This is a genomic window from Curvibacter sp. GW821-FHT09D12 (assembly GCF_059416245.1).
The window spans coordinates 41,725-60,885 of record NZ_JBWKOU010000018.1 but is presented as its reverse complement, the minus strand read 5'-3'; the positions used below and the strand labels follow the sequence as shown (position 1 = coordinate 60,885).

Below are 19,161 nucleotides of genomic sequence, written 5' to 3'. Positions count from 1 at the left end.
AGCTTGCGCTGCGCCCGGTGGGTTTTTTCATGCGGTGTTCACAGTCGGGGCCACACCCAAGGCCCGGCCCTGCGACCCGGCCCGACCTGGCCGGGCTGCGTTCAAAAGCTCTCCCAGTCATCCTGGCCCTTGCGGGTGGTGGCCAGGGCAGGGGCCGGTGACGAAGTCGGTGTCGATGCCAGGGCCACTCGCTGCGTGGCGGGCCTGCCGGATGCCAAGCGGGCCGCCGCCTGGGGGCGTTGTGTTGGATGATGCGGCGAGTGATGTGGCGAGTGACGCGGCAGCGTTGCCGACGGGCCTGTCACACGGGTGCCTGCCGATCCCAACTTGAAGACGGCCACGGTCTGGACCAGTTGGGCGGCCTGGTTCTCCAGGCTCTGGGCAGCGGCGGCGCTTTCCTCCACCAGGGCGGCATTTTGCTGGGTGGTCTGATCTAGCTGGTTCACGGCCTGGCTGATCTGGCCCATGCCCGAGCTCTGCTCGGCACTGGCCGAACTGATTTCGCCCACGATGTCGCTCACGCGCTGGATGGCCTGCACCACCTCGGTCATGGTGCTGCCGGCTTGCTCGACCAATTGGGCCCCCTGGGCCACCTGGTCGGCGCTGTTGCCGATCAGGGTCTTGATTTCTTTGGCCGCACTGGCGCTGCGCTGGGCCAGGGTGCGCACCTCACCTGCCACCACGGCAAAGCCTCGGCCTTGTTCGCCGGCACGGGCAGCCTCCACCGCTGCATTCAGCGCCAGGATGTTGGTCTGGAAGGCGATGCCATCGATCACGCCGATGATGTCGGAGATCTTGCGCGAGCTGTCGTGGATCCCCTTCATGGTATCCACCACCTGTGACACCACCTGGCCACCGCGGCTCGCCACGCTGGAGGCATTGCTCGCCAACTGGTTGGCCAACTGGGCGTTGTCGGCGTTGTTGCGCACGGTGGCGCCAAACTGGTCCATGGTGGCGGCGGTCTGTTGCAGGGCGCTGGCCTGCTCTTCGGTGCGCTGGCTCAGGTCGGTGTTGCCGGTGGAGATCTCCGTCACCCCGCCAGCAATCGATTCGGAGGCCGAACGAACCTGTTGCACGATGTTCACCAGGCTGGCCTGCATCGCGCCCAGAGAGGCCAGCACGCTGCCTTCGGGCGCCTGGCTCAGCTTGGCCAGTGGGGTGCCCAGATCGCCATTGGCCACGCGTTGCGCCGCTTCACCCAGTTCGGCCGGCTCGGCCCCCAGGGCTTGGGTCAGCCGTCGGGTGATCAGCCAGCCGGCCAGGGCCGCGCCCAGCAGGGCCGCCAGGCCGGTCGTGACCATCAGTGTGCGCTGTCGGGTGTAGTGGGCTTCAGATTCAGCCACCATCGCCTGCGCCCGCTTTTCGGTCAATTGCGCGTATTCCTCGGTCTTGCCCAGCAGGCGTGCCAGCAGTGGGCGGCACTCGGTGTTCATCTTGAGCACGGCCGCTTCGTGCTGCCCTTTCAGGGCCAGGTCGATGATGCCCAGCGCCACCGGGCCGTAGGCTTGCTCGATCTGGTCGATGTCGGCCACCAATTGGCGTGGCTGGGCGGGCACGTCGGCGGCTTTGACCAGATCCTTGAGTTGGGCCAGGTGCTCGCCCACCGCCTTGTGTGCAGCCTGGGCCAAGGCTTTTTCGGCTTCCAGATCGGCCGCTTGGGTCACCAGCACCAGATTGCGCGCCGCAATGGCCCGGCCTGCCACGGCCTTGTGCACCTCTTCGGCGAGCTTGGCCCGTCGGTTGACGCCATTCACATAGGCCTCAAAGTCGGCGTTGGAGGCGCCCAGAGCCTGGATGGCCAGGCCGGCAATCAACAGCACCAGGGCGGTCAAGCCGCCGAATGCCAGGGTCAACTGGCCACGAACCGACCAATGCGCAAGATTCATCAACACCTCTCGAATAGGTTCTCAAATGGCTTTTCATGTGGCCGACAGCGATGGCATCGCGCCGACGATGATGCTCTTGAGGTGTGACAGCAATCAGAAACTGAAAGCCTCTGAGGGCGAGGTCATCCGGTGCAGTTCACGGATGACACTCAATGGGCTTTTCAATGCCCATCATAGGTACCGCCCATCGAAAAAATGATTTTTATGTTTGATTTTTGTTGTGCTTCGTCATTTGTACCAAAAGTGGACAGGTGCTCGGCACCGAGCCGTCGGCGACCGAGCAGGTCGGCTCACACTCGAACCAGCGGCGCCCTGAACTGGTAGCCCTTGCGGCTTTGGCTGTGCAGCGGCACGTGCAGCGGGGTGGCTTGTTCGATGCGTCGGCGCAGGCGGTAGATGGTGGCGTTGAGGCCGTTGTCCGGGCCCTCGGTCAGGGGGCGGCCCAGGCGCTCGTTGAGCGTGTTCTTGCTGACCACGGCGCCCTGAGCCTCGAGCAGGCATTCCATGACGGCCATGTCGGTCCCACTCAGACCGATGCGGGTTCCATCGGGGGCGAGCAATTCGGCCTGCAAGGTGTCCAGTCTCCAGCTCAGGCCCGGGTTCTGAACCGGGTTGGGGCTGCTGCGGCGTTGCACGGCCTTGATGGCCATGGTCACCTGTTCGAAGCGCACCGGCTTGCTCAGGTGCATGTCGGCGCCGGCCTCCATGACCCGCTCGAACACGTCGTTGTCGCGCCGCCCGGTGACCACGATGATGCCGACGGCAGTGCGCTTGCGCAGGATGCGGATCAGCTCCACCCCGTCCACGCCGGGCAGGGTCAGGTCGAGCAGGTAAAAGCCATATTCGTAAGGCGTGCGGTCGGCCAGCAGGTCGTTGCTGTCGCCATAGCGGTGCACGTTGACCCCTTGCTCGCTGAGGTACTGGGCCAAGTATTCAGCGTATTCGAGGTCGTCCTCCACCAGGGCCAGCGAAGTCGGCAGGGGGGGCGCGGGCGTCTGGCCGGATGCGGCCGGCGCGTGGAGTGGTGCGGGGGTTTGGGCGTCCGTGATGACGGTGGTATCGCTGAGCATGTTCATTCGTCTTCCTGAGGGGGCAAGATCATGCGGAGGGTCGAGCCTGCAGCGGAGTGCTGCAGCAGGCAGGCCTGTCCGCCGTGCATTTCTAGGATGCGGTGCACCAGGTAAAGGCCGAGGCCGCGGCCCCCGTGGCTTTGGCGGCCCTGGGCACCGCGTTCAAACAGGTGGGGCAACACCTGCGGGTCAAATCCGGTGCCCTGGTCGACCACGTCGATCAGCAGTGCCAGGGGGGCATCGGAGTCCGCCAGACGCACCACGATGGGCGTGTCGGGTGCGCTGTGGCGCACCGCATTGAGCAGCAGATTGCGCAGTGCCAGTCGCATCAGGCCCAGGTCCATCGAGGCCGTGCGGGTGGCGGTCTGCCGGTCCACCTGGATTCGGCTCTGGTCGGCTTCGCCGAGGTCCTGGATGCACACCTGGACAAAGGTGTCGATGTCCATGTCGATGCGGTTCAACTTGCCGGGGCCCGCCAGCAGCGCTGCCGTCGCCAGGGTGTTGTCGATGCTGCTGCGCACCTGCTGCAGCACCGACTGGGCCCGTTCCAGCCGCTGGTTCAGGCCGCTGGGCGCCATGGTGATCATGGCGGCCTGGGCGCTTTGCAGCGCGGCCGACGCGTTGTTCAGGGGCTGGCGCACTTCGTGGGCCAGCACGTCCAGCATTTCACTGCGCTCGACCAGCAGGGCCGACAGCTCCTGGGCACGCAACTCGATGTCCTTGCGCATGGCTGTCTCACGCGCCAGCGCTTCTTCGAGTTGCTTGAGTTGGGTGATTTCAGTGACCGTCACCACAAAGCCCTGTACCACGCCATCTTCGATGTCGGGCATGTACTTGGCCAGGCTGTTGCGTCGCACGCCGTCCGGCCCAGGCACGACCCGCTCGAAGGTCTGCTCCTGGCCGGCCATGGCGCCCTTGACATGCGGTTCGTTCAGTGCAAACAACTCCGGACCCAGCAGGTCCATCAACGTCATGCCGATCATCTTTTCGGGGTCGGCGCCGAACCAGGTCTTGTAGGCGTCGTTGGCATAGTGACAGCGCAACGCCTGATCCCAATAGGCGATCATGGTGGGAGTCCTCTGCATCAGGAACTCGATCACCCGCAGGGCGTTGGCTGGAACGTTCATTTTGGGCAAGTGTATTTGACGTAAGGCATTTTTCGCCCTACGAACTGCTATTTTCGCACCGCGCATCCGGGTTTAAGCCCGTGGCGGAGTCGGCCAAGCCTGTCAGGCCCGTGTGGGCAGCTGGGCTTCGATCGAGGCCAGATCGACCCGATCGATCTGGGCGGCTTGCAGGTAGGTGTGGGCCAGTTGCTGCCACAGCCCGCTGCGCAGGAAATACCGGAACAACTCGGTGTCCAGGTGCTGTTCACGGCACATGCGGGCCATGATGTTCAGGGTTTCGCTCAGAGGCTTGGGCGTCTTGTAAGGGCGGTCGGCCGCTGTCAGGGCCTCGAACACGTCGGCCAGGGCCATCACCCGCTCGGGCAGGCCGAGTTGGTCGGCCTTCAGTCGGCGCGGGTAGCCCTGGCCATCGAGCCGTTCGTGGTGGGTTGCAGCCAGTTCGGGTACCCGGCTCAGGGCCTGGGGCCAGGGCAGGGCCTTGAGCATGGTGTAGGTCTGAACGATGTGCTCGTTGATGCGGAAGCGATCCTCTTCCGTCAGGGTCCCGCGGCGCACGGACAGGTTGTGTAGCTCCCCCATGTTTTGCTTGTACAGGGGCAGCGGCATGTCAAAGCCGTAAACATTGCCCGGGGCGCCTTTTTCCACCGGGGGGCGTCGCTCACCCCAGGGGATGCAGTGTTCGGGCCGATCGGCCAGCAAGGGTTCGGGGGTGGGCAAAGGCAGGGCCTGGGGGCGGGCTTTTTGCAGGCGGTCCAGCTCCTCAACCGACAAACCCAGGCGGTCGTCGAAGTGGCGCTGCCAGGTCTGGGCCCCCAGCGCCTGCAGGCGGGCCACGGCATCGTCGCTCAGGGCTTCGCTGCCCAGATTGCAGGCGGCGACAAAGGCAAAGTCTTCTTGCAGGCGCTGCTGGCGTGCGGCCAGGGTGGCATGGGCCATGTCCGTGTCCTGACCTTGGGCCAGGGCCTGCCAGCAGCTGATCTCGGCGTCGCGCCACAGCAGCTCGAAACGCAGCCGTACTTCATGGATCCGGTTGCCGATCAGCTCCAGCTTGGTGGCCTTGTCGACGATGTGCTCCGGGCTGGTGACCTTGCCGCAGTCGTGCAGCCAGGCCCCCAACTGGAAGGCATAGCGCTCTTGTTCGTTCAGGCCGTACCCGGCGTAGGGGCCGCGGGTGTCGGCCTGCAACTGGTCCATCATCTGGATGGCGAATTCGGGCACACGTTCACAGTGCCCACCGGTGTAGGGGCTTTTGGCATCGATGGCGTCGGCCATCAGCCGGATCACGGCGTCGAGCAGCTTTTTCTGGGCGTCGATCAGCTGACGGGTTTCGATGGAAACGGCCAGCATGCCCGACAGCTGTTGGGCAAAGTGCTGGAAAGCCCGGTCTTCGTGGCCGTCGTCACCTTGGTGCAGCAGCACCAGCAGGCCCTGGCGATCGCCTTGGCGCCCCTGCAGCAGCAACTCGCTGCGTTGCTCGCCGGCCGCGCCGGGGGCGGCTGTACCAGGCCCGGCCAGGCGGGGCTCGAAGCCGGCTGCGGCCGGGCCGTGGGTGGCCGCCCGTTGCATGCAGCCCGCGGCCTCGTCCCACAGGTACACCGCGCCGGCATGGCTGCGGGTGGCTTGCACCAGTTGCTGCAGCACCTGGTCAAGCATGTGTTCGACCTCGGGCTCGGTGGCCATCTGGTGGCTGAGTTTGAGAAAGCTCTCGATGGTCTGGCTCATGCCCTGCATCGCCACAGCGAGCTCGTTGACCTCCTTGATGGCCGACCGGCGCGGCGTGACCTGCGTGAAGTGAAAGCGTTCCACAGAGCGGGCCTTGTCGGTCAGGCCTTCAATGCCGCGACCGATTCGCGCCGCCATGGGCCAGCTCAGGGCCAGCATGGCAATCACCAGCAGCACCACCATGAACACGATGCGGCGGCGCTTGGCCGTCAGATCGCCCAGCAGTTCCTCCACCGGCAGGGTCACCAGCAGGCGCATGCCCTGGTCGGACCACATTTCAAAAGGCAGCACCACGCCCAGCAGCTCGTGGCCCTGAACCTTCAGCAAGCGGGCCTGGCCCAGGCCCGAGGGCGGGCTGGCTTGGGTGGCCTGTTCAAGCAGGGCGTTCAGCCCCGCCTCGCCCAGCTCCTGCACCCGCCGAAAACGTGGCGCGCCCTGGCTCGACTGGCTGGCGTGTGGGTGGTCCGGGTCGGCCAGCACCTCCTGGCGCGCGTTCACCAGGGCGATCCGCGCATGCGGCGTCACGCGCAGATCGGCCAGCGAGCGGCTCAACTGGTCCAGCACCACATCGAGGCCGATCACGGCCTGCCCCGAGTGGCTCAGCTGGCTCAGGGTGACCCCCAGCTCTTGGGTGGTGAAGTAGGCATACGGCTCGGACAAGGAGGGCTGACCGGTGGTCTGGGCCTCCTGGTACCAGGGGCGCGTGCGGGGGTCGAAACGGTAGTCGGGCATGGCCCTGCGCTCCAGTAGTTGGCGGGCCGTGTCGAAGAACAGGTATTCGCCTTGCCAGCGCCCCTGCCGGTCGCGGGCGCGTGACTGGGCCATGAAGTTCGATTTGGGCGGTGCGGCAAACAGCTTGCGCTGCGCCGGCTGATCCAGCGGGCGCACCAGCAGAAAGCCGCCATCCTCATAGCCCACGTAGACCGAAGACAGCAGCGGGTTGGCCACCAGTTCCTCCGACAGCACATGGATGCGCTCGAGCCGTGCCTCCAGCGTGCGGGCGGTGGTGATGGGGTCGAAGGTCAGTTGGCGCAGAGTGGACTTGGCCGGCTCCAGCAGGCCCTTGGCCCGCTCGCCCACCAGCTTGCCGGCGTCGGTGGCCATGCGGGTCGCGGTGTCGATGGCGTTGGCTCGGGCACCGGCCCACCCTGTGGCAATCACCACCACGGCCACCAGCAGCATGGAGAACACCACCACAGTGGCAATCGAGACCCGCAGCGACAAGCCCCGACCCGGTTCGGTCTGCCCCGACGGGCCGTGCTCGCTGGCGCTGGATGTCATGCCGTGTCCCTGTGCGTGGTGTGGGTCAATCGACGCGTATCGACACCAGTTGCCAGATCGAGCGGTCGCGGAACTGCTCCAGCAACGCGCCTTGCGCCACATCGAAGGGGTAGACCACGAACAGGGGGCCCTTGGTGCGCGCCGGAATGGCCTGGCCATTCATCTTCAGGGCCAGCACCACGTCCCAGTGCGCCAGATCCTCCGTCGGGATCTCCACCTTGTAGTCGTTCACGGCCACCAGGGTCAGGCGGGTGCCGCGGGCGTCGGCGGCTTGCAGCACCTCGCGCAGCAGCGGGCCTTCGAACGAGACCGGGCGCGGGTCCCAAGGCGTCTTGACGCTGAAGCGGCGCTGCGCCAGCGCCGTCAGCATGGCCAGGTCGAACACGGCCTGCGCGCCTTGATTGGGCAGGCCCACCCGGCCCGACAGGGTCAGCACCACCGGGGCCCGGCAGGCTCTGGCAGTTGGCCGGCGGCGGCACCGCGGCCCAGCAGGGCCGGCACCAGGGGCAAGGCGAGTCGAAGCAAGGTGCTGCGTCGGCCCTGGGGCCGCATGGACTTGGCTGCCATTTCAATCCCATTGGTCACAAATTGTTATTTCCGGACATTATGGCGGTCTGTTTGCCGATGCGTGTGGTGACCGGTCCCGGTGTCTGCCGCACGCGTCACTGGCCTTGCCGTGACGCGGCGCGGCCTGGTGGCGTGAGCCCGGCGCCGTGACCGAGTCTGGGTTTCCGGTTGTTCTTGACGGATGTCAGGAAAGCGGAGGGAGTCTTGTGACAAAGTGTCAGCAAAAGCAGGGATTCACCTGCAGCCTGTGACCCACCTTCACCCTCACCCTCGTCCCATCCGATCCAGCATGAGCTTTGTCAATTCCTCCCTGTGGCGGCCCGGTGCCGCTTTGATGCGCGGCCTGCGTTTCCCGGCCAAGATGACCCTCATTTCGGCCGCCTTCCTGCTGCCGGTGGCCTGGCTGCTGCTGGCCTATGGCAGCGCCAAGAACGCCGAACTTGAATTCGTGGCCACCGAGCGGGAGGGCGTGCATTACAGCCAGGCGCTGGCCCCCGTGGTGGATGCCGCCAGCGTGTGGCGCTACCGGGCCCGCAGCGCGGCAGCGGGGCAGGCCGGAGGCGAACTGGCCCAGGCCCAGGCGCAGTACCAGCAGGCCTTGCAGAAACTGGAGGCCCTGGACGCCGAGCTGGGTGTGCGACTGGGCAGCACGGCGGCCCTGCGCCAGGTGTTGCAGGCCAGCCAGGCGGCCAGCCAGGCCAACACCACGCCAGAAGACGTGTTTGCCGCCATGAACAAGTTGGCCGCCGCCCTCAGCCAATTGCAGGACCGTGTCACCGACGGCTCGGGGCTGGCGCTGGACTCCGACCTGGCCTCGTTCCACCTCGTGGGCGCCACGCTGATGCAGCCGCCGGGCCTGCTGCGTGACACGGCCGAGCTGCGTGGCCTGGGCCGGGCGGCCCTGGCTGGCGGCCAGCTCAAGCCCGACGTGGCCGCAAGGTTGTATGCCTTGCTGGGTGTGCTGGCCCACGAGCGCCAGTTGCTGACCGACAACCTTGACAAGGTGCGCGCCGCGGCCCCCGCCGCCGGCAGCCGCCTGAAGACCGATGCCGCGGCCCTGCTGCTGCGTCTGGAGGGCGCCGCGCACAGCAGCTTCCCACCCGGGCAGGTTGATGTGAAGGGCGATGCCGAGGCCTTTCGCGTACTGGCCACCGAGGCCTTGCAGGCCCAGTCGGACCAGGTGAAGCAGAACCTGGCGGTGCTTGACGACATGCTGGCCGAGCGCCAGGAGGCGCTGCGCCTGCACGTAGGCCTGACGGCAGCGTTGACGGTGCTGAGCCTGTTGGTGGCGCTTTACTTTTTCATGGGCTTTTACCGCTCGATGACCGGGGGCTTCAAGCTGCTGCGCAAGTTCCTGCTGAGCATTTCGATGGGCGATTTGCGCACCCGCGTCGACACCAAGGGGCATGACGAGGTGTCCGACCTCATGCGTGAACTGGGCAATATGCAGACCTCGCTCACCGACACCGTGCGCCAGGTGCAGGAGGCCAGCGACCAGGTGGTGCAGGCCAGCACCGAGATTGCCCAGGGCACGGCCGACCTGTCGGCCCGCACCGAGCAGGCGGCTGCCGCGCTGGAGCAGTCGTCGGCCGCCCTCGAACAGACCACCTCGACCATCCAGATGACGGCCGAATCTGTGCGCCGGGCCTCCGAGATCGCCCAGGAGAACGCCAGCACGGCCGAGCATGGTGGGCGGGTCATGGGCTCGGTGGTGCAGACCATGGAACGCATCCAGGCCTCGTCGCAAAAGATCAGCGACATCATCGGTGTGATTGATGGCATTGCCTTCCAGACCAACATCCTGGCGCTGAACGCGGCCGTGGAAGCGGCCCGTGCCGGCGAGCAGGGCCGTGGCTTTGCCGTGGTGGCGGGCGAGGTGCGCAGTCTGGCTCAGCGCAGTGCCGTGGCCGCCAAAGAGATCAAGACCCTGATCGCGGGCAGCACCGAAGAGGTCAGCTCGGGCTCGGCCGTGGTGCGCCAGGCCGGCCAGACCATGCAGGAGATCGTGGCGAGTGCCGAGAACGTGAAGTCGCTGCTCGACGAGGTGGCCAATGGCGCGCGTGAACAAAGCCTGGGCGTGAGCCAGATCGGCGCCGCCGTGCAGGAGCTGGACCGCAACACCCAGGCCAACGCCGCGCTGGTCGAGGAAACCGCCGCCGCCGCTGGTTCACAACGCCGGGTGGCCGTGACCATGGCTGCCACGGTGGATGAGTTCCGGCTGCCGGGGCATCGGGCCGCAGCATTGGTCGAAGGCGTGGATGTGGACGCCATCATCGACGCCCACCGCCAATGGAAGGTCAAGCTGCGCCAGGCCATTGAAGACCGCAGCCAGGTCGATACCGCCACGCTGTCGCGCGATGACTGTTGCGCGCTGGGCAAGTGGATTTATGGCGATGGCCAGCGCCTGGCCGAGCGCCCCACCTTCAGCACCCTGGTGGGGCGGCATGCCCACTTCCACCGCGTGGCAGGTCAGGTGGGCGACCTGATCAACCAGCGTCGCATGCGCGAGGCCGAAGATGCCCTGGCACCGGGCACCGCGTTTGCACAGGCGACCAGCGAAGTGGTCAGCACCCTCTCATCGGCCAAACGCCTGGGTTTCTGAGCGGGCAGGCTCTCAGCGTCTCAGCGTCTCAGCGTCTCAGCGCGCGCGGGTGAACAGCCGGGCCGTGCTGGCCACGGCGCCCAGCGCGGCCGTGCCGCAACCCACCGCCAGCGCTGTCTTGGCACCCTGCGTGCCCCCCAGGGCAAAGCACAGCGCCACGCCGGCCGCCCCGCTGGCCTGGCCGGTCAGGCGCGCCAGCGCGATCATGCCGCTGGCCCCACTGGCGCGCTCGGGCGGGGCACTCGACATCAGGGCGCGCAGATTGGGCGACTGGAAGAAGCCGAACCCGGCGCCACACAGGCACAGGCGAAGCACCAGGTCCAGCGTACCGGGCTGATCGGGCAACAGCGCCAGCGACAGCATGCCCGCACTCAACACGGCCAGCCCGATGCCTCCCAGCAACCCCGGCGGGTGGCGGTCTGACAGGCGCCCGGCCCAGGGGGCGGCCGCGGCCACCACCACCGGCCAGGCCGACATCAGAAAGCCGGTGTCCACCGGATTGCGGTGCAGCACCTGCTCCAGAAAGAAGGGCAGCGAGACAAAGGCCAGGCCCTGGGTGGCAAAGGCGCTCAGCGCCGTCAGCACCGACAGGGCAAACAGGGGCCGGCGCATCAGGTCCACCGGCAGCATGGGCGCCGGGTGCCCGGCCTGGCGCCACAGCAGCAACGCCCCGGCCACCACTGTCACGCTGGCCGGAATGGCCACCAGGGCCCAGGGCTCTTGCTGGGCCGCCGCGCCCAGGGCACCGATCAGGGTGGAGAAGGTGAGGGCGGTGAACACCGCCGTCAGCGGGTCGAAGCCATGGTCACGCGGCGGGCTGTGGGGCAGCGTGTGCCAGCCAAACCCCAGGGCCAGCAAGCCCAGCGGCACATTGATGGCGAACAGCCAGGGCCAGTCGGCCACGCTCAGCACCAGCGACGCCACTGTGGGCCCGACCGCAAAGAACACCCCCACCACCAGCGCGTTCATGCCCACGCCGCGCCCCAGGCGCGAGGCCGGGTACAGCAGCCGGATCAGCGCGATGTTGACGCTCATGATGGCTGCGGCCCCCATGCCCTGCAGGCCCCGGGCCAGCGCCAGCAGCGGCAGCGTGGGCGCCAGCGCACAGGCCAGCGAGGCCAGGGTGAAAAAGGCCAGCCCGCCCATGAACACGCGCCGGGGCCCGATCCGGTCGCCCAGCGCCGCAAACGGCAGCAGCAGGGCCACCGTGGCCAGTTGGTAGGCATTCACCACCCAGATCGAGGCCGCCGGCGGTGCATTCAGGTCGTGGGCAATCGCGGGCAGCGCGGTGTTGGCGATGGCGGTGTCCAGTGTGCCCAGCCCTACGCCCATGAGGATGGCCGCCAGGGCCAGCAGCGCGCTGCGGTCCAGCCCGTGGTCGGGGTCTTCAGGTGGGGTTGGTGAGTGGGCTTGCCCGGGGCGGGCGCTGGACGATGCTGGCGGTGCGGACATGTCGCCGACTATATCGGCGCAGGCCAAAACGTGCTGGCGAGGCCACGCCAGGTCGCCGACGCCGACTCAGCGCGCGAGCGAAGGCTGCTGCACCACCAACTCGCCGCTGCGCCCCGGGATGGTCCCCAGCCCCACGGGGCAGCGTGGCAGGCGGGCCGGCTGCAGGTAGGCGGCGCACTCGCCCAGGGTGGCAAAGCGGTAGCCCTGGTCGCGCCAGCCGCGCAACAGGCGTTCGAACACCGGGGCCAGTTTTTGGCCTTCGAGTTCGGCGTGCAGGGTGTAGACATGCAGCGGCGCCACCTCGCGGGTGCGCGCCAGCAGGGCCTCGTGCACGTTGTCCACGGTCCAGCCGTCCAGGCCCAGCAGCTCGTCGAGCGTGGGCAGGGTGGTGGGCAACTGCACCGGGCCGATCACCTCGCCCTGGGCATCGCAGGGCCAGTAGGGCTGGGTGCCGCGGCCGTCGGAGGCCACGCTGAAGCCCAGCTCTTTTTGCAGCCGGTAGGCCGCCTCGTTCATCTGCCAGCCGGCAGCCCCATGCACGCTGGGGCGGGCGCCGAAGATCTCGCTGTAACGCTCCACGGCCCGGGTGAGCTCGCGCCGTGTCCAGGCCTCGCTGGCGCCGGCCACGTGGTCTTGCCAGCGCACGTGGTCCCAGGTGTGCACGCCGGTCTCGAAGCCAGCGCGGGCGATGGCGCGCAGGCCTTCGGCCTCGCGTCGGCCGATGTCGGGGCCGGGCAGCAGCACCCCGTACATCAAAGTCTTGAGGCCGTAGTGCTCGATCACCGAGGTGCGCGCCACCTTGCCGAAAAAGCCCGGCCGGAACACGCGCTTGAGCGCGCGACCCGTGTGGTCGGGCCCCAGGCTGAACAAAAAGGTAGCCGGCGCGTCCAGCCGCTCCAGCAGCTTGGCCAGCGCCGGCACGCCCTCGCGCGTGCCGCGCCAAGTGTCCACATCGATCTTCAGTGCAATCACGCCCATGGCTTCAGCTCAGTCACTCAGCAGATTTCTCAAGGTAGAAGGTCGCATGCCGGCCTGCAAAAAGCCGGCGATGTCTGAACCCCCAAAGCACTCAACATTCAAAAGGCCGCGGAGCAGGCCAGGCCAGCGGACACCGTGGAGCGGGCGTTGCCCGGCCACGGGTGTCGTCCCCCGGTCGGGGGAAGGCGCGAAGCGACTCAGGGGGGGAGCCATCAATTGATCAAGCCGCGGGCGCTGTCCAACTGGTCTTTGTAATGTTCAAAAAGGCGGGCCAAGGCCTGCTGCATGGTCACCTCAGGCTTCCAGCCCAGGTCGGCCTGGGTGTTGGCGATCTTGGGCACGCGGCGTTCCACGTCCTGGTAGCCCTTGCCGTAGTACTCGGCCGAGGTGGTCTCCAGCACGGTGACCTGGGCCGCGTGGTCGCGGTACTCGGGGATGCTGGCGGCCAGGGCCATCATCTCGCCCACCAGCTCGCGCACCGACAGGTCGTTGCTCGGGTTGCCGATGTTGTAGATGTTGCGGGTGGCGCAGCCGTCCTGGTTGGCCAGGATCAGCATCAGCGCGCGGATGCCGTCGTCGATGTCAGTGAAGCAGCGGCGCTGGGCCCCGCCGTCCACCAGCTTGATCGGCTCGCCGCGCACGATGTGGCCCAGGAACTGGGTGATCACGCGGCTGGAGCCTTCCTTGGCGGTGTGCAGGTTGTCCAGGCCCGGGCCGATCCAGTTGAAGGGGCGGAACAGGGTGTAGTCCAGGCCGTGCTGCTGGCCGTAGGCGTGGATCACGCGGTCGAGCAGCTGCTTGGAGCAGGCGTAGATCCAGCGCGGCTTGTTGATCGGGCCGTAGACCAGGGGCGAGGCCTCGGGATCGAACTCGTCGTCGCCGCACATGCCGTACACCTCGCTGGTGCTCGGGAACACGATGCGTTTCTTGTACTTGACGCAGTGGCGCACGATCTCGAGGTTGGCCTCAAAGTCGAGCTCGAACACGCGCAGCGGGTCGCTCACATAGGTGGCCGGGGTGGCGATGGCCACCAGGGGCAGCACCACGTCGCACTTGCGCACGTGGTACTCGATCCACTCTTTGTTGATGGTGATGTCACCTTCAAAGAAGTGGAAGCGGGGGTGGTCCATCCAGGGCTGCACGCGCTCGGACTGCATGTCCATGCCGTAGATGTGCCAGTCGGTGGTTTCGATGATGTGGCGCGTCAGGTGGTGGCCGATGAAGCCGTTGACGCCAAGGATGAGGACGTTTTTCAAGATTTTTTCCTGTCAATGCCGGGATTTTCGCTCAGTCGCGAGGCGTCAGCGCCTGCCCGGGGTAAAGCGATTGAAAACGGGCTGCGTCCAGCGCGCTGCCATCGAGCCGCGCGGCCAGCACTGGCAGCAGCACGCCGTCGGCGCCGCGCAGCAGCAGGCGACCGTCCTGCACCAGCAGGGCCAGCCTGTTCTCTGCGGGGGGCGTGCACCCCTCTTGATCCGCCGGGCCCGGCGGACCGAGCCACAGGGTGCGGTCGATCTGGAGGCGCCCGCCTGCCGTGTCGAAGAAGGCGCCGGGGTAGTCGGGCGGGGCCACGCCGCGCACCCGGTTGTGCGCCTGCCAGGCCGTGGCTGTGGCCGGAATGCGCCCGTCTTCAGGCGTGCGGCGGCCGAAGTACTGGCCGGCGATGTGTTGCTGCGGCTGCAGCACGGCGGTGCCGGCCAACAAGCCGGGCAGGCAGCGGGCCAGCACCAGTTCGGCGGCCAGTGTGACCTTGTCGAACACCTCGCGGGCGGTGTCGTTGCTCAGGATGGGCACGGCCTGCTGGTCGACGATGGCCCCGTGGTCGGGCTTGGCGTTCATCACATGCAGGGTGGCGCCGATCTCGCGTTCGCCGCGCACCACGGCCCAGTTCACCGGGGCCCGGCCTCGGTAGCGCGGCAGCAGCGAACCGTGCAGGTTGTAGGCGCCGCGCCGGGGCACTTCGAGCAGCGCCTGAGGCAGCATGTAGCGGTAATAGAACGAGAACAGGTGGTCGGGAGCCAGGGCCTGCAACTGGCTGAGCAGCTCGGGGCTGTCGGCCGTCTCGGGCGTGATGCAGGGCAGGCCATGTTCGGCCGCCACCTGGGCCACGCTGCCAAACCAGATGGTTTCGTTCGGGTTGTCGGCATGGGTGACCACCAGCCGGATCTGCACCCCGGCGTCGATCAGCACCTTGAGCAGGCGCACGCCCACGTTGTGGTAGGCGAAGACGACGGCACTGGGTGCGCTCATCGCTTCTGCTCCAGGATGGCGCTAATCACGTAGCGCGGGCGTTGCCGCACCTCGCTGTAGATGCGGCCCACGTACTCGCCGATCAGGCCGATGCCGAACAGGGCCAGGCCGATCAGGAAGAAGGCGATCGCGAACAGGGTGAACAGGCCGCCTTCCTCGGGGCCGATCACGATGCGTCGCCCGATCAGCAGCAGCACCAGCAGCCCGGCGCCGGCCGAGATGGCCATGCCCATCAGCGAGAACCATTGCAGCGGCACCACCGAGAAGCTGGTCACCAGGTCGAAGTTGAGCCGGATCAGGCTGTACAGCGAGTATTTCGATTCACCGGCAAAGCGCTCCTCGTGGCCCACCACCACCTCGGCCGGGTTGCGTGAGAACTGGTAGGCCAGCGCCGGGATGAAGGTGTTCATCTCGCCGCACTGGTTGATCAGCGACACGATGTTGCGGCTGTAGGCGCGCAGCATGCAGCCCTGGTCGGTGATGTCGATGCGGGTGAGCTTGGCGCGCAGGCGGTTCATGGCCTTGCTGGCCCACTTGCGCCAGGCCACATCATGGCGCTGGCGGCGGATTGAGCCCACGTAGTCGTGGCCTTCATCCATCTTGGCCAGCAGGGTGGCGATGTCTTCGGGCGGGTTCTGCAGGTCGGCATCCAGGGTCACGATGCGCTCGCCGCGGCAGTGCGCAAAGCCGGCCAGGATGGCGCGGTGCTGGCCGAAATTGCCGTTGAACAGGATTACCCGGGTCACGTCGGGGCGCCGGTCGAACTGCTCGGCCAGGATGCCCGGCGAGCGGTCGCGGCTGCCGTCGTTGACGAACACCACCTCGTAGCGCACGCCCAGTTGATCGAGTGCGGGGTAGAGGCGCGCAAACAGCTGGGCCAGGCCGTCTTCTTCGTTGTAGACCGGAATGACCACGCTCAGCACCGGATCGTCCGGGTGGCGGTCGGCGTGCGGGGGGGAGGCAAGAGTGGTGTTCAAAAGCGGCTCACCAAAAAATCAGGACAAGGCCAGGCGCACGGCTGCGCACACGCGGTCGACATCGCTGTCGGCCATGGCCGGGAACAAGGGCAGGGTCACGGTGCGGCGGCCCACGTCTTCAGCGTGCGGGAACTGGCCTTCAAAGTGGCCCATTTTGCGGTACAGCGTGAACAGGTGCATGGCCGGGTAGTGCACCCCGATGCCGATGCCCTGCTCGCGCATGCGGGCGATGAAATCGGCCCGGGCCAGGCCCACGGGCAGCAGCGGCTGGAACATGTGCCAGTTGCTCTGCTTGAAATCGGCCAGCGGCAAATCAAAGCCCAGATCGCGCGGGAACAGCTCAAAGTAGCGCTGGGCCAGCGCGATGCGGCGCTGGTTGAAGCCGTCGAGTTGCTTGAGCTGGCCCAGCCCGATGGCCGCGGCCACGTCGGTCAGGTTGCATTTGCCCCCCAGCTCTTCCACATCGGCGCTGCCGTCGGGGAAGCGCACCACGCCTTGCAGGCGCAGGCGCTCGAAACGTCGGGCCTCGTCTTCGTTGTTCATCACCAGGCAGCCGCCTTCGGCCGTGGTCATGTTCTTGTTGGCATGGAAGCTGAACGACACCAGGTCGCCCTTCAGGCCGATCTCTTCGCCGGCCCAGTTCGCGCCCATGGACTGGGCCGCGTCCTCGATCACGCGCAGGCCATGGCGCTGGGCGATGTCATACAGGCGCTGTCGGTCTACCGGCAGGCCGGCCAGGTCCACCGGCAGCAGGGCTTTGGTCCGCGGGGTGATGGCGGCTTCCACCAGGTCCAGGTCGAAGTTGCGGGTGGCGGGGTCGATGTCCACCAGCACGGGGCGGGCCCCCACCTGCAGGATCACGTTGCCGGTGGCCACCCAGGTCAGGGCGGTGGTGATCACCTCGTCGCCGGGGCCCACGCCGGCCAGCCGCAGGCCCAGCTCCAGGGTGGCGGTGGCCGAGCTGGCCAGGCGCACCGGGCGGCCACCAAAGCGGGCCGACAGCGCGGCCTCCAGGGCCTGGCAGCGCGGGCCGGTGGTCAGCCAACCTGAGCGCAGCACGGCGCCCACATCTTCAATGGTGGCTTCGTCGATCGAGGGGCGGGTGAAAGGCAGAAAGGCTTGCAAGAGGGGCTCCAAGAGGCGGGTTCAGCTGCGGGCGATGATAGCGACGCCCAACAAGATGATGGCCATGCCGCCCCAGCGCTGGGCCGAGATCACCTCGCCCAGCAGGGCCGAGGCCAGCAGCGCATTGACCACATAGCCGATCGACAGCATGGGGTAGGCCATGCTCACATCGACGCGCGACAGGGCCACGATCCACAGCACCACGCTCAGCACATAGCAGAACAGGCCGCCGATCACCCCGGGGTGGAAGGCCAAGGTGAGTGCCACGTTGCGCAGGCCCTCGAAGCCCTGGATCGGCCCGACCGCGCTGGCGCCCGATTTGAGCAGCAGCTGGGCGCCCGCGTTCAGCAGCACGCCGGCCAGGACAAACAGGAAGTCGGTGATTTTCATGGGGGTGTGGGGCAGCAAAAGGGGGATGTGAGGGCTCAGGGCTTGGCCAGCAGCACGCGGCGGTCGTCACGCAGCACCACCCGGGCCTGCAGGCCCAGGGCGGTGAGTTCTTTCAGCGTATCGCCTTCGAGGTAGGCCACGCCACGCGGCTCGGCCTGCCAGCGGGCCACGAACTCGGGCAGGCTGGCGATCCAGCGCTGGGGCTCGTGCTGCTCGCCAAAGCTGAACTCGTCGCGGTAGTCCACCAGGGTGACCGGGCGGCGCAGGTAAAAGGGCAGGGTCTGGTCGTAGCTGCGCACGGCGTACACCGGCACGGCGGGGTCGAAGGCCTCGGGCACCGCCTGCACCAGCTCCGCGCTGCTTTTCTGCAAACCGTAGCCGTTGTGCGCCTGCAGGCCGATCAGCACGCAGGCACAGTGGCTGATGGCCACCACCCCCACGGCCAGCAGTCGGCGGTGGCGGCGCAGCAGCCACCAGGCCAGGCCACAGGCGCTCAGAAACAGGGCGCTGGCCAGGCCGATGCCGTTGAGCAGGGTGTGCGCCACGATCGGGTCGCTGTCGCTGCCCGCGATGCGCTCGGCCAGCAGCCAGGCCAGGCCGCCGCCCAGCCACAGCAGGGCCGGCAGCCCCAGGTGCCAGGCCAGGGCCCGCTGGCTGGCGCGCTCGATGGCCGGGGCCAGCAGCAGCACCAGGGCCGGGAACATGGGCAGGATGTACGAGGGCAGCTTGGAGCTGGAGATGCTGAAGAACAGCAGCACAAAGCCCGCCCACAAGAGCAGAAAGCTCGGCGCAAAGTCGCTGCGGCGCACCCGGGTCAGCCAGGGCAGGGCGCTGGTCCAGGGCAGAAAACCCAGCAGCAGAAAGGGCAAAAAGTACCAGACCGGGCCCGAGCGGTTGTGGTCGGGCTTGAGGTAGCGGTCAAAGTGCTCGTGCACAAAAAAGAACCAGGCAAAGTCGGGGTTGCGCGCCGACACCGCCCAGAACCAGGGCACGGTGATCAGGGCGAACAGCAGCAGGCCCGGGCCCCAGCGCATGGCCCGCCAGATGCGGAAATCGAGCCGCCACAGGCTGTGCAACACCAGCACCGCGCCCGGGATCAGCAGGCCCACCAGGCCCTTGCTGAGCACCGCCAGCGCCAGGCCGGCCCAGGCCGCCAGCATCCAGCCGCTGCGCGGCCGCCCCTCGGCCTGCGCCTGCTGGCCCAGCAGAAAGCCGCACAGCGCCAACGTCAGGGCCGCACACAGGCCGGCATCAAGCGACAAAAAATGGCTGTTCAGCACCAGCCAGGTGGTGCCCGCGCCGGTCAGCAGCGCAATGCGGCCGGTGCGCTCGCCCCACAGCCGGCTGGCGGTGTGGCCCACCAGGCCCAGGGTCAGCAGCCCGGCCAGGCCGGACCACAGCCGGGCGCTGAAGTCGCTCACCCCCAGCACGGCCATGGCCAGCGCCCCACCCCAGTACTGCAGGGGCGGCTTTTCAAAATACAGCAGGCCGTTCAGGCGCGGGGTGATCCAGTCGCCGCTGTGCAGCATGCCCAGCGACAGGGTGGCGTAGCGGCCCTCGTCGGGGGTGATCAGGGCCCGGGTGCCCAGGGGCAGCAGCCACAACAGGGCCAGCGCGAACAGGCCCAGCCAGGTCCAGAGCCCGGCGCGGCCGCGCTGCAGCCCGGAGCCGGGGGAGGGCCTGCCGGCCGGGGCTTGAGGTTTCAAAGGGGGCATGGGCCGGCGTGTGGACGGG

15 protein-coding genes are annotated in these 19,161 nt (G+C 67.6%); 1 reads left to right on the top strand and 14 read right to left on the bottom strand.

From position 1 onward, the window contains the following. Window positions 1-101: 101 nt before the first annotated feature. From AC07PT_RS23250 to AC07PT_RS23225, 6 genes are all read right to left on the bottom strand, one after another. Complete coding sequence (locus AC07PT_RS23250) at window positions 102-1,886, bottom strand: methyl-accepting chemotaxis protein (protein ID WP_494658273.1); 1,785 nt, start codon at window positions 1,884-1,886, stop codon at window positions 102-104. 290 nt (window positions 1,887-2,176) lie between these two features. Beyond that, a complete protein-coding gene (locus tag AC07PT_RS23245; RefSeq protein WP_494658272.1) occupies window positions 2,177-2,962 on the bottom strand; it encodes a response regulator transcription factor in 786 nt (261 codons plus the stop codon). Further along, on the bottom strand, window positions 2,959-4,083 hold the full coding sequence (locus AC07PT_RS23240) for a sensor histidine kinase (RefSeq protein WP_494658271.1): 1,125 nt from the start codon (window positions 4,081-4,083) through the stop codon (window positions 2,959-2,961). The genes AC07PT_RS23245 and AC07PT_RS23240 overlap by 4 nt, the downstream gene beginning before the upstream one ends. Window positions 4,084-4,185: 102 nt before the next feature. After that, window positions 4,186-7,086 (bottom strand): HD domain-containing phosphohydrolase, encoded by a 2,901-nt coding sequence (locus AC07PT_RS23235; protein ID WP_494658270.1) that lies wholly within the window; start codon window positions 7,084-7,086, stop codon window positions 4,186-4,188. Between the two features lie 25 nt (window positions 7,087-7,111). Continuing rightward, window positions 7,112-7,522 (bottom strand): putative pterin-binding protein, encoded by a 411-nt coding sequence (locus tag AC07PT_RS23230; protein WP_494658269.1) that lies wholly within the window; start codon window positions 7,520-7,522, stop codon window positions 7,112-7,114. Continuing rightward, entirely contained in the window at window positions 7,516-7,653 is a 138-nt protein-coding gene (locus tag AC07PT_RS23225; RefSeq protein ID WP_494658268.1) for a hypothetical protein, read from the bottom strand. The genes AC07PT_RS23230 and AC07PT_RS23225 overlap by 7 nt, the downstream gene beginning before the upstream one ends. A 289-nt stretch (window positions 7,654-7,942) precedes the next feature. On the opposite strand from AC07PT_RS23225, the gene AC07PT_RS23220 reads away from it, so the two are divergent. Next, complete coding sequence (locus AC07PT_RS23220; protein ID WP_494658267.1) at window positions 7,943-10,255, top strand: methyl-accepting chemotaxis protein; 2,313 nt, start codon at window positions 7,943-7,945, stop codon at window positions 10,253-10,255. Between the two features lie 36 nt (window positions 10,256-10,291). Here AC07PT_RS23220 and AC07PT_RS23215 read toward each other — a convergent pair whose 3' ends face one another. The 8 genes from AC07PT_RS23215 to AC07PT_RS23180 form a co-directional block, all read right to left on the bottom strand. Then, on the bottom strand, window positions 10,292-11,707 hold the full coding sequence (locus AC07PT_RS23215; protein WP_494658266.1) for an MFS transporter: 1,416 nt from the start codon (window positions 11,705-11,707) through the stop codon (window positions 10,292-10,294). Window positions 11,708-11,773: 66 nt separating this feature from the next. Beyond that, a complete protein-coding gene (locus AC07PT_RS23210) occupies window positions 11,774-12,685 on the bottom strand; it encodes a polysaccharide deacetylase family protein (protein WP_494658265.1) in 912 nt (303 codons plus the stop codon). Window positions 12,686-12,897: 212 nt separating this feature from the next. Further along, window positions 12,898-13,941 carry a bifunctional UDP-4-keto-pentose/UDP-xylose synthase gene (locus tag AC07PT_RS23205; protein ID WP_494658264.1) on the bottom strand — a complete coding sequence of 348 codons (1,044 nt, stop codon included), beginning with the start codon at window positions 13,939-13,941 and terminating at the stop codon, window positions 12,898-12,900. Between the two features lie 31 nt (window positions 13,942-13,972). Then, complete coding sequence (locus AC07PT_RS23200) at window positions 13,973-14,935, bottom strand: formyltransferase (RefSeq protein ID WP_494658263.1); 963 nt, start codon at window positions 14,933-14,935, stop codon at window positions 13,973-13,975. Beyond that, window positions 14,932-15,912, bottom strand: coding sequence for a glycosyltransferase (locus tag AC07PT_RS23195; RefSeq protein ID WP_494658262.1), 981 nt, complete (start codon window positions 15,910-15,912; stop codon window positions 14,932-14,934). Before AC07PT_RS23195 ends, AC07PT_RS23200 begins: the two co-directional genes overlap by 4 nt. A gap of 18 nt (window positions 15,913-15,930) precedes the next feature. After that, window positions 15,931-17,037, bottom strand: a complete 1,107-nt coding sequence (locus tag AC07PT_RS23190) for a DegT/DnrJ/EryC1/StrS family aminotransferase (RefSeq protein ID WP_494658261.1) — start codon at window positions 17,035-17,037, stop codon at window positions 15,931-15,933. Between the two features lie 21 nt (window positions 17,038-17,058). After that, a complete protein-coding gene (locus AC07PT_RS23185; protein ID WP_492348962.1) occupies window positions 17,059-17,427 on the bottom strand; it encodes an EamA family transporter in 369 nt (122 codons plus the stop codon). Between the two features lie 35 nt (window positions 17,428-17,462). Next, on the bottom strand, window positions 17,463-19,142 hold the full coding sequence (locus tag AC07PT_RS23180) for a glycosyltransferase family 39 protein (RefSeq protein WP_494658260.1): 1,680 nt from the start codon (window positions 19,140-19,142) through the stop codon (window positions 17,463-17,465). Between the last annotated feature and the right edge of the window lie 19 nt (window positions 19,143-19,161).

Excerpts from the sequence above, each read along its gene's own strand:
- AC07PT_RS23245 (WP_494658272.1), bottom strand. The coding sequence starts at position 2,962 with ATGAACATGCTCAGCGATACCACCGTCATCACGGACGCCCAAACCCCC.
- AC07PT_RS23210 (WP_494658265.1), bottom strand. The coding sequence starts at position 12,685 with ATGGGCGTGATTGCACTGAAGATCGATGTGGACACTTGGCGCGGCACG.
- AC07PT_RS23220 (WP_494658267.1), top strand. The coding sequence starts at position 7,943 with ATGAGCTTTGTCAATTCCTCCCTGTGGCGGCCCGGTGCCGCTTTGATG.
- AC07PT_RS23180 (WP_494658260.1), bottom strand. The coding sequence starts at position 19,142 with ATGCCCCCTTTGAAACCTCAAGCCCCGGCCGGCAGGCCCTCCCCCGGC.
- AC07PT_RS23250 (WP_494658273.1), bottom strand. The coding sequence starts at position 1,886 with ATGAATCTTGCGCATTGGTCGGTTCGTGGCCAGTTGACCCTGGCATTC.
- AC07PT_RS23215 (WP_494658266.1), bottom strand. The coding sequence starts at position 11,707 with ATGTCCGCACCGCCAGCATCGTCCAGCGCCCGCCCCGGGCAAGCCCAC.
- AC07PT_RS23240 (WP_494658271.1), bottom strand. The coding sequence starts at position 4,083 with ATGAACGTTCCAGCCAACGCCCTGCGGGTGATCGAGTTCCTGATGCAG.
- AC07PT_RS23235 (WP_494658270.1), bottom strand. The coding sequence starts at position 7,086 with ATGACATCCAGCGCCAGCGAGCACGGCCCGTCGGGGCAGACCGAACCG.
- AC07PT_RS23200 (WP_494658263.1), bottom strand. The coding sequence starts at position 14,935 with ATGAGCGCACCCAGTGCCGTCGTCTTCGCCTACCACAACGTGGGCGTG.
- AC07PT_RS23185 (WP_492348962.1), bottom strand. The coding sequence starts at position 17,427 with ATGAAAATCACCGACTTCCTGTTTGTCCTGGCCGGCGTGCTGCTGAAC.
- AC07PT_RS23225 (WP_494658268.1), bottom strand. The coding sequence starts at position 7,653 with ATGGCAGCCAAGTCCATGCGGCCCCAGGGCCGACGCAGCACCTTGCTT.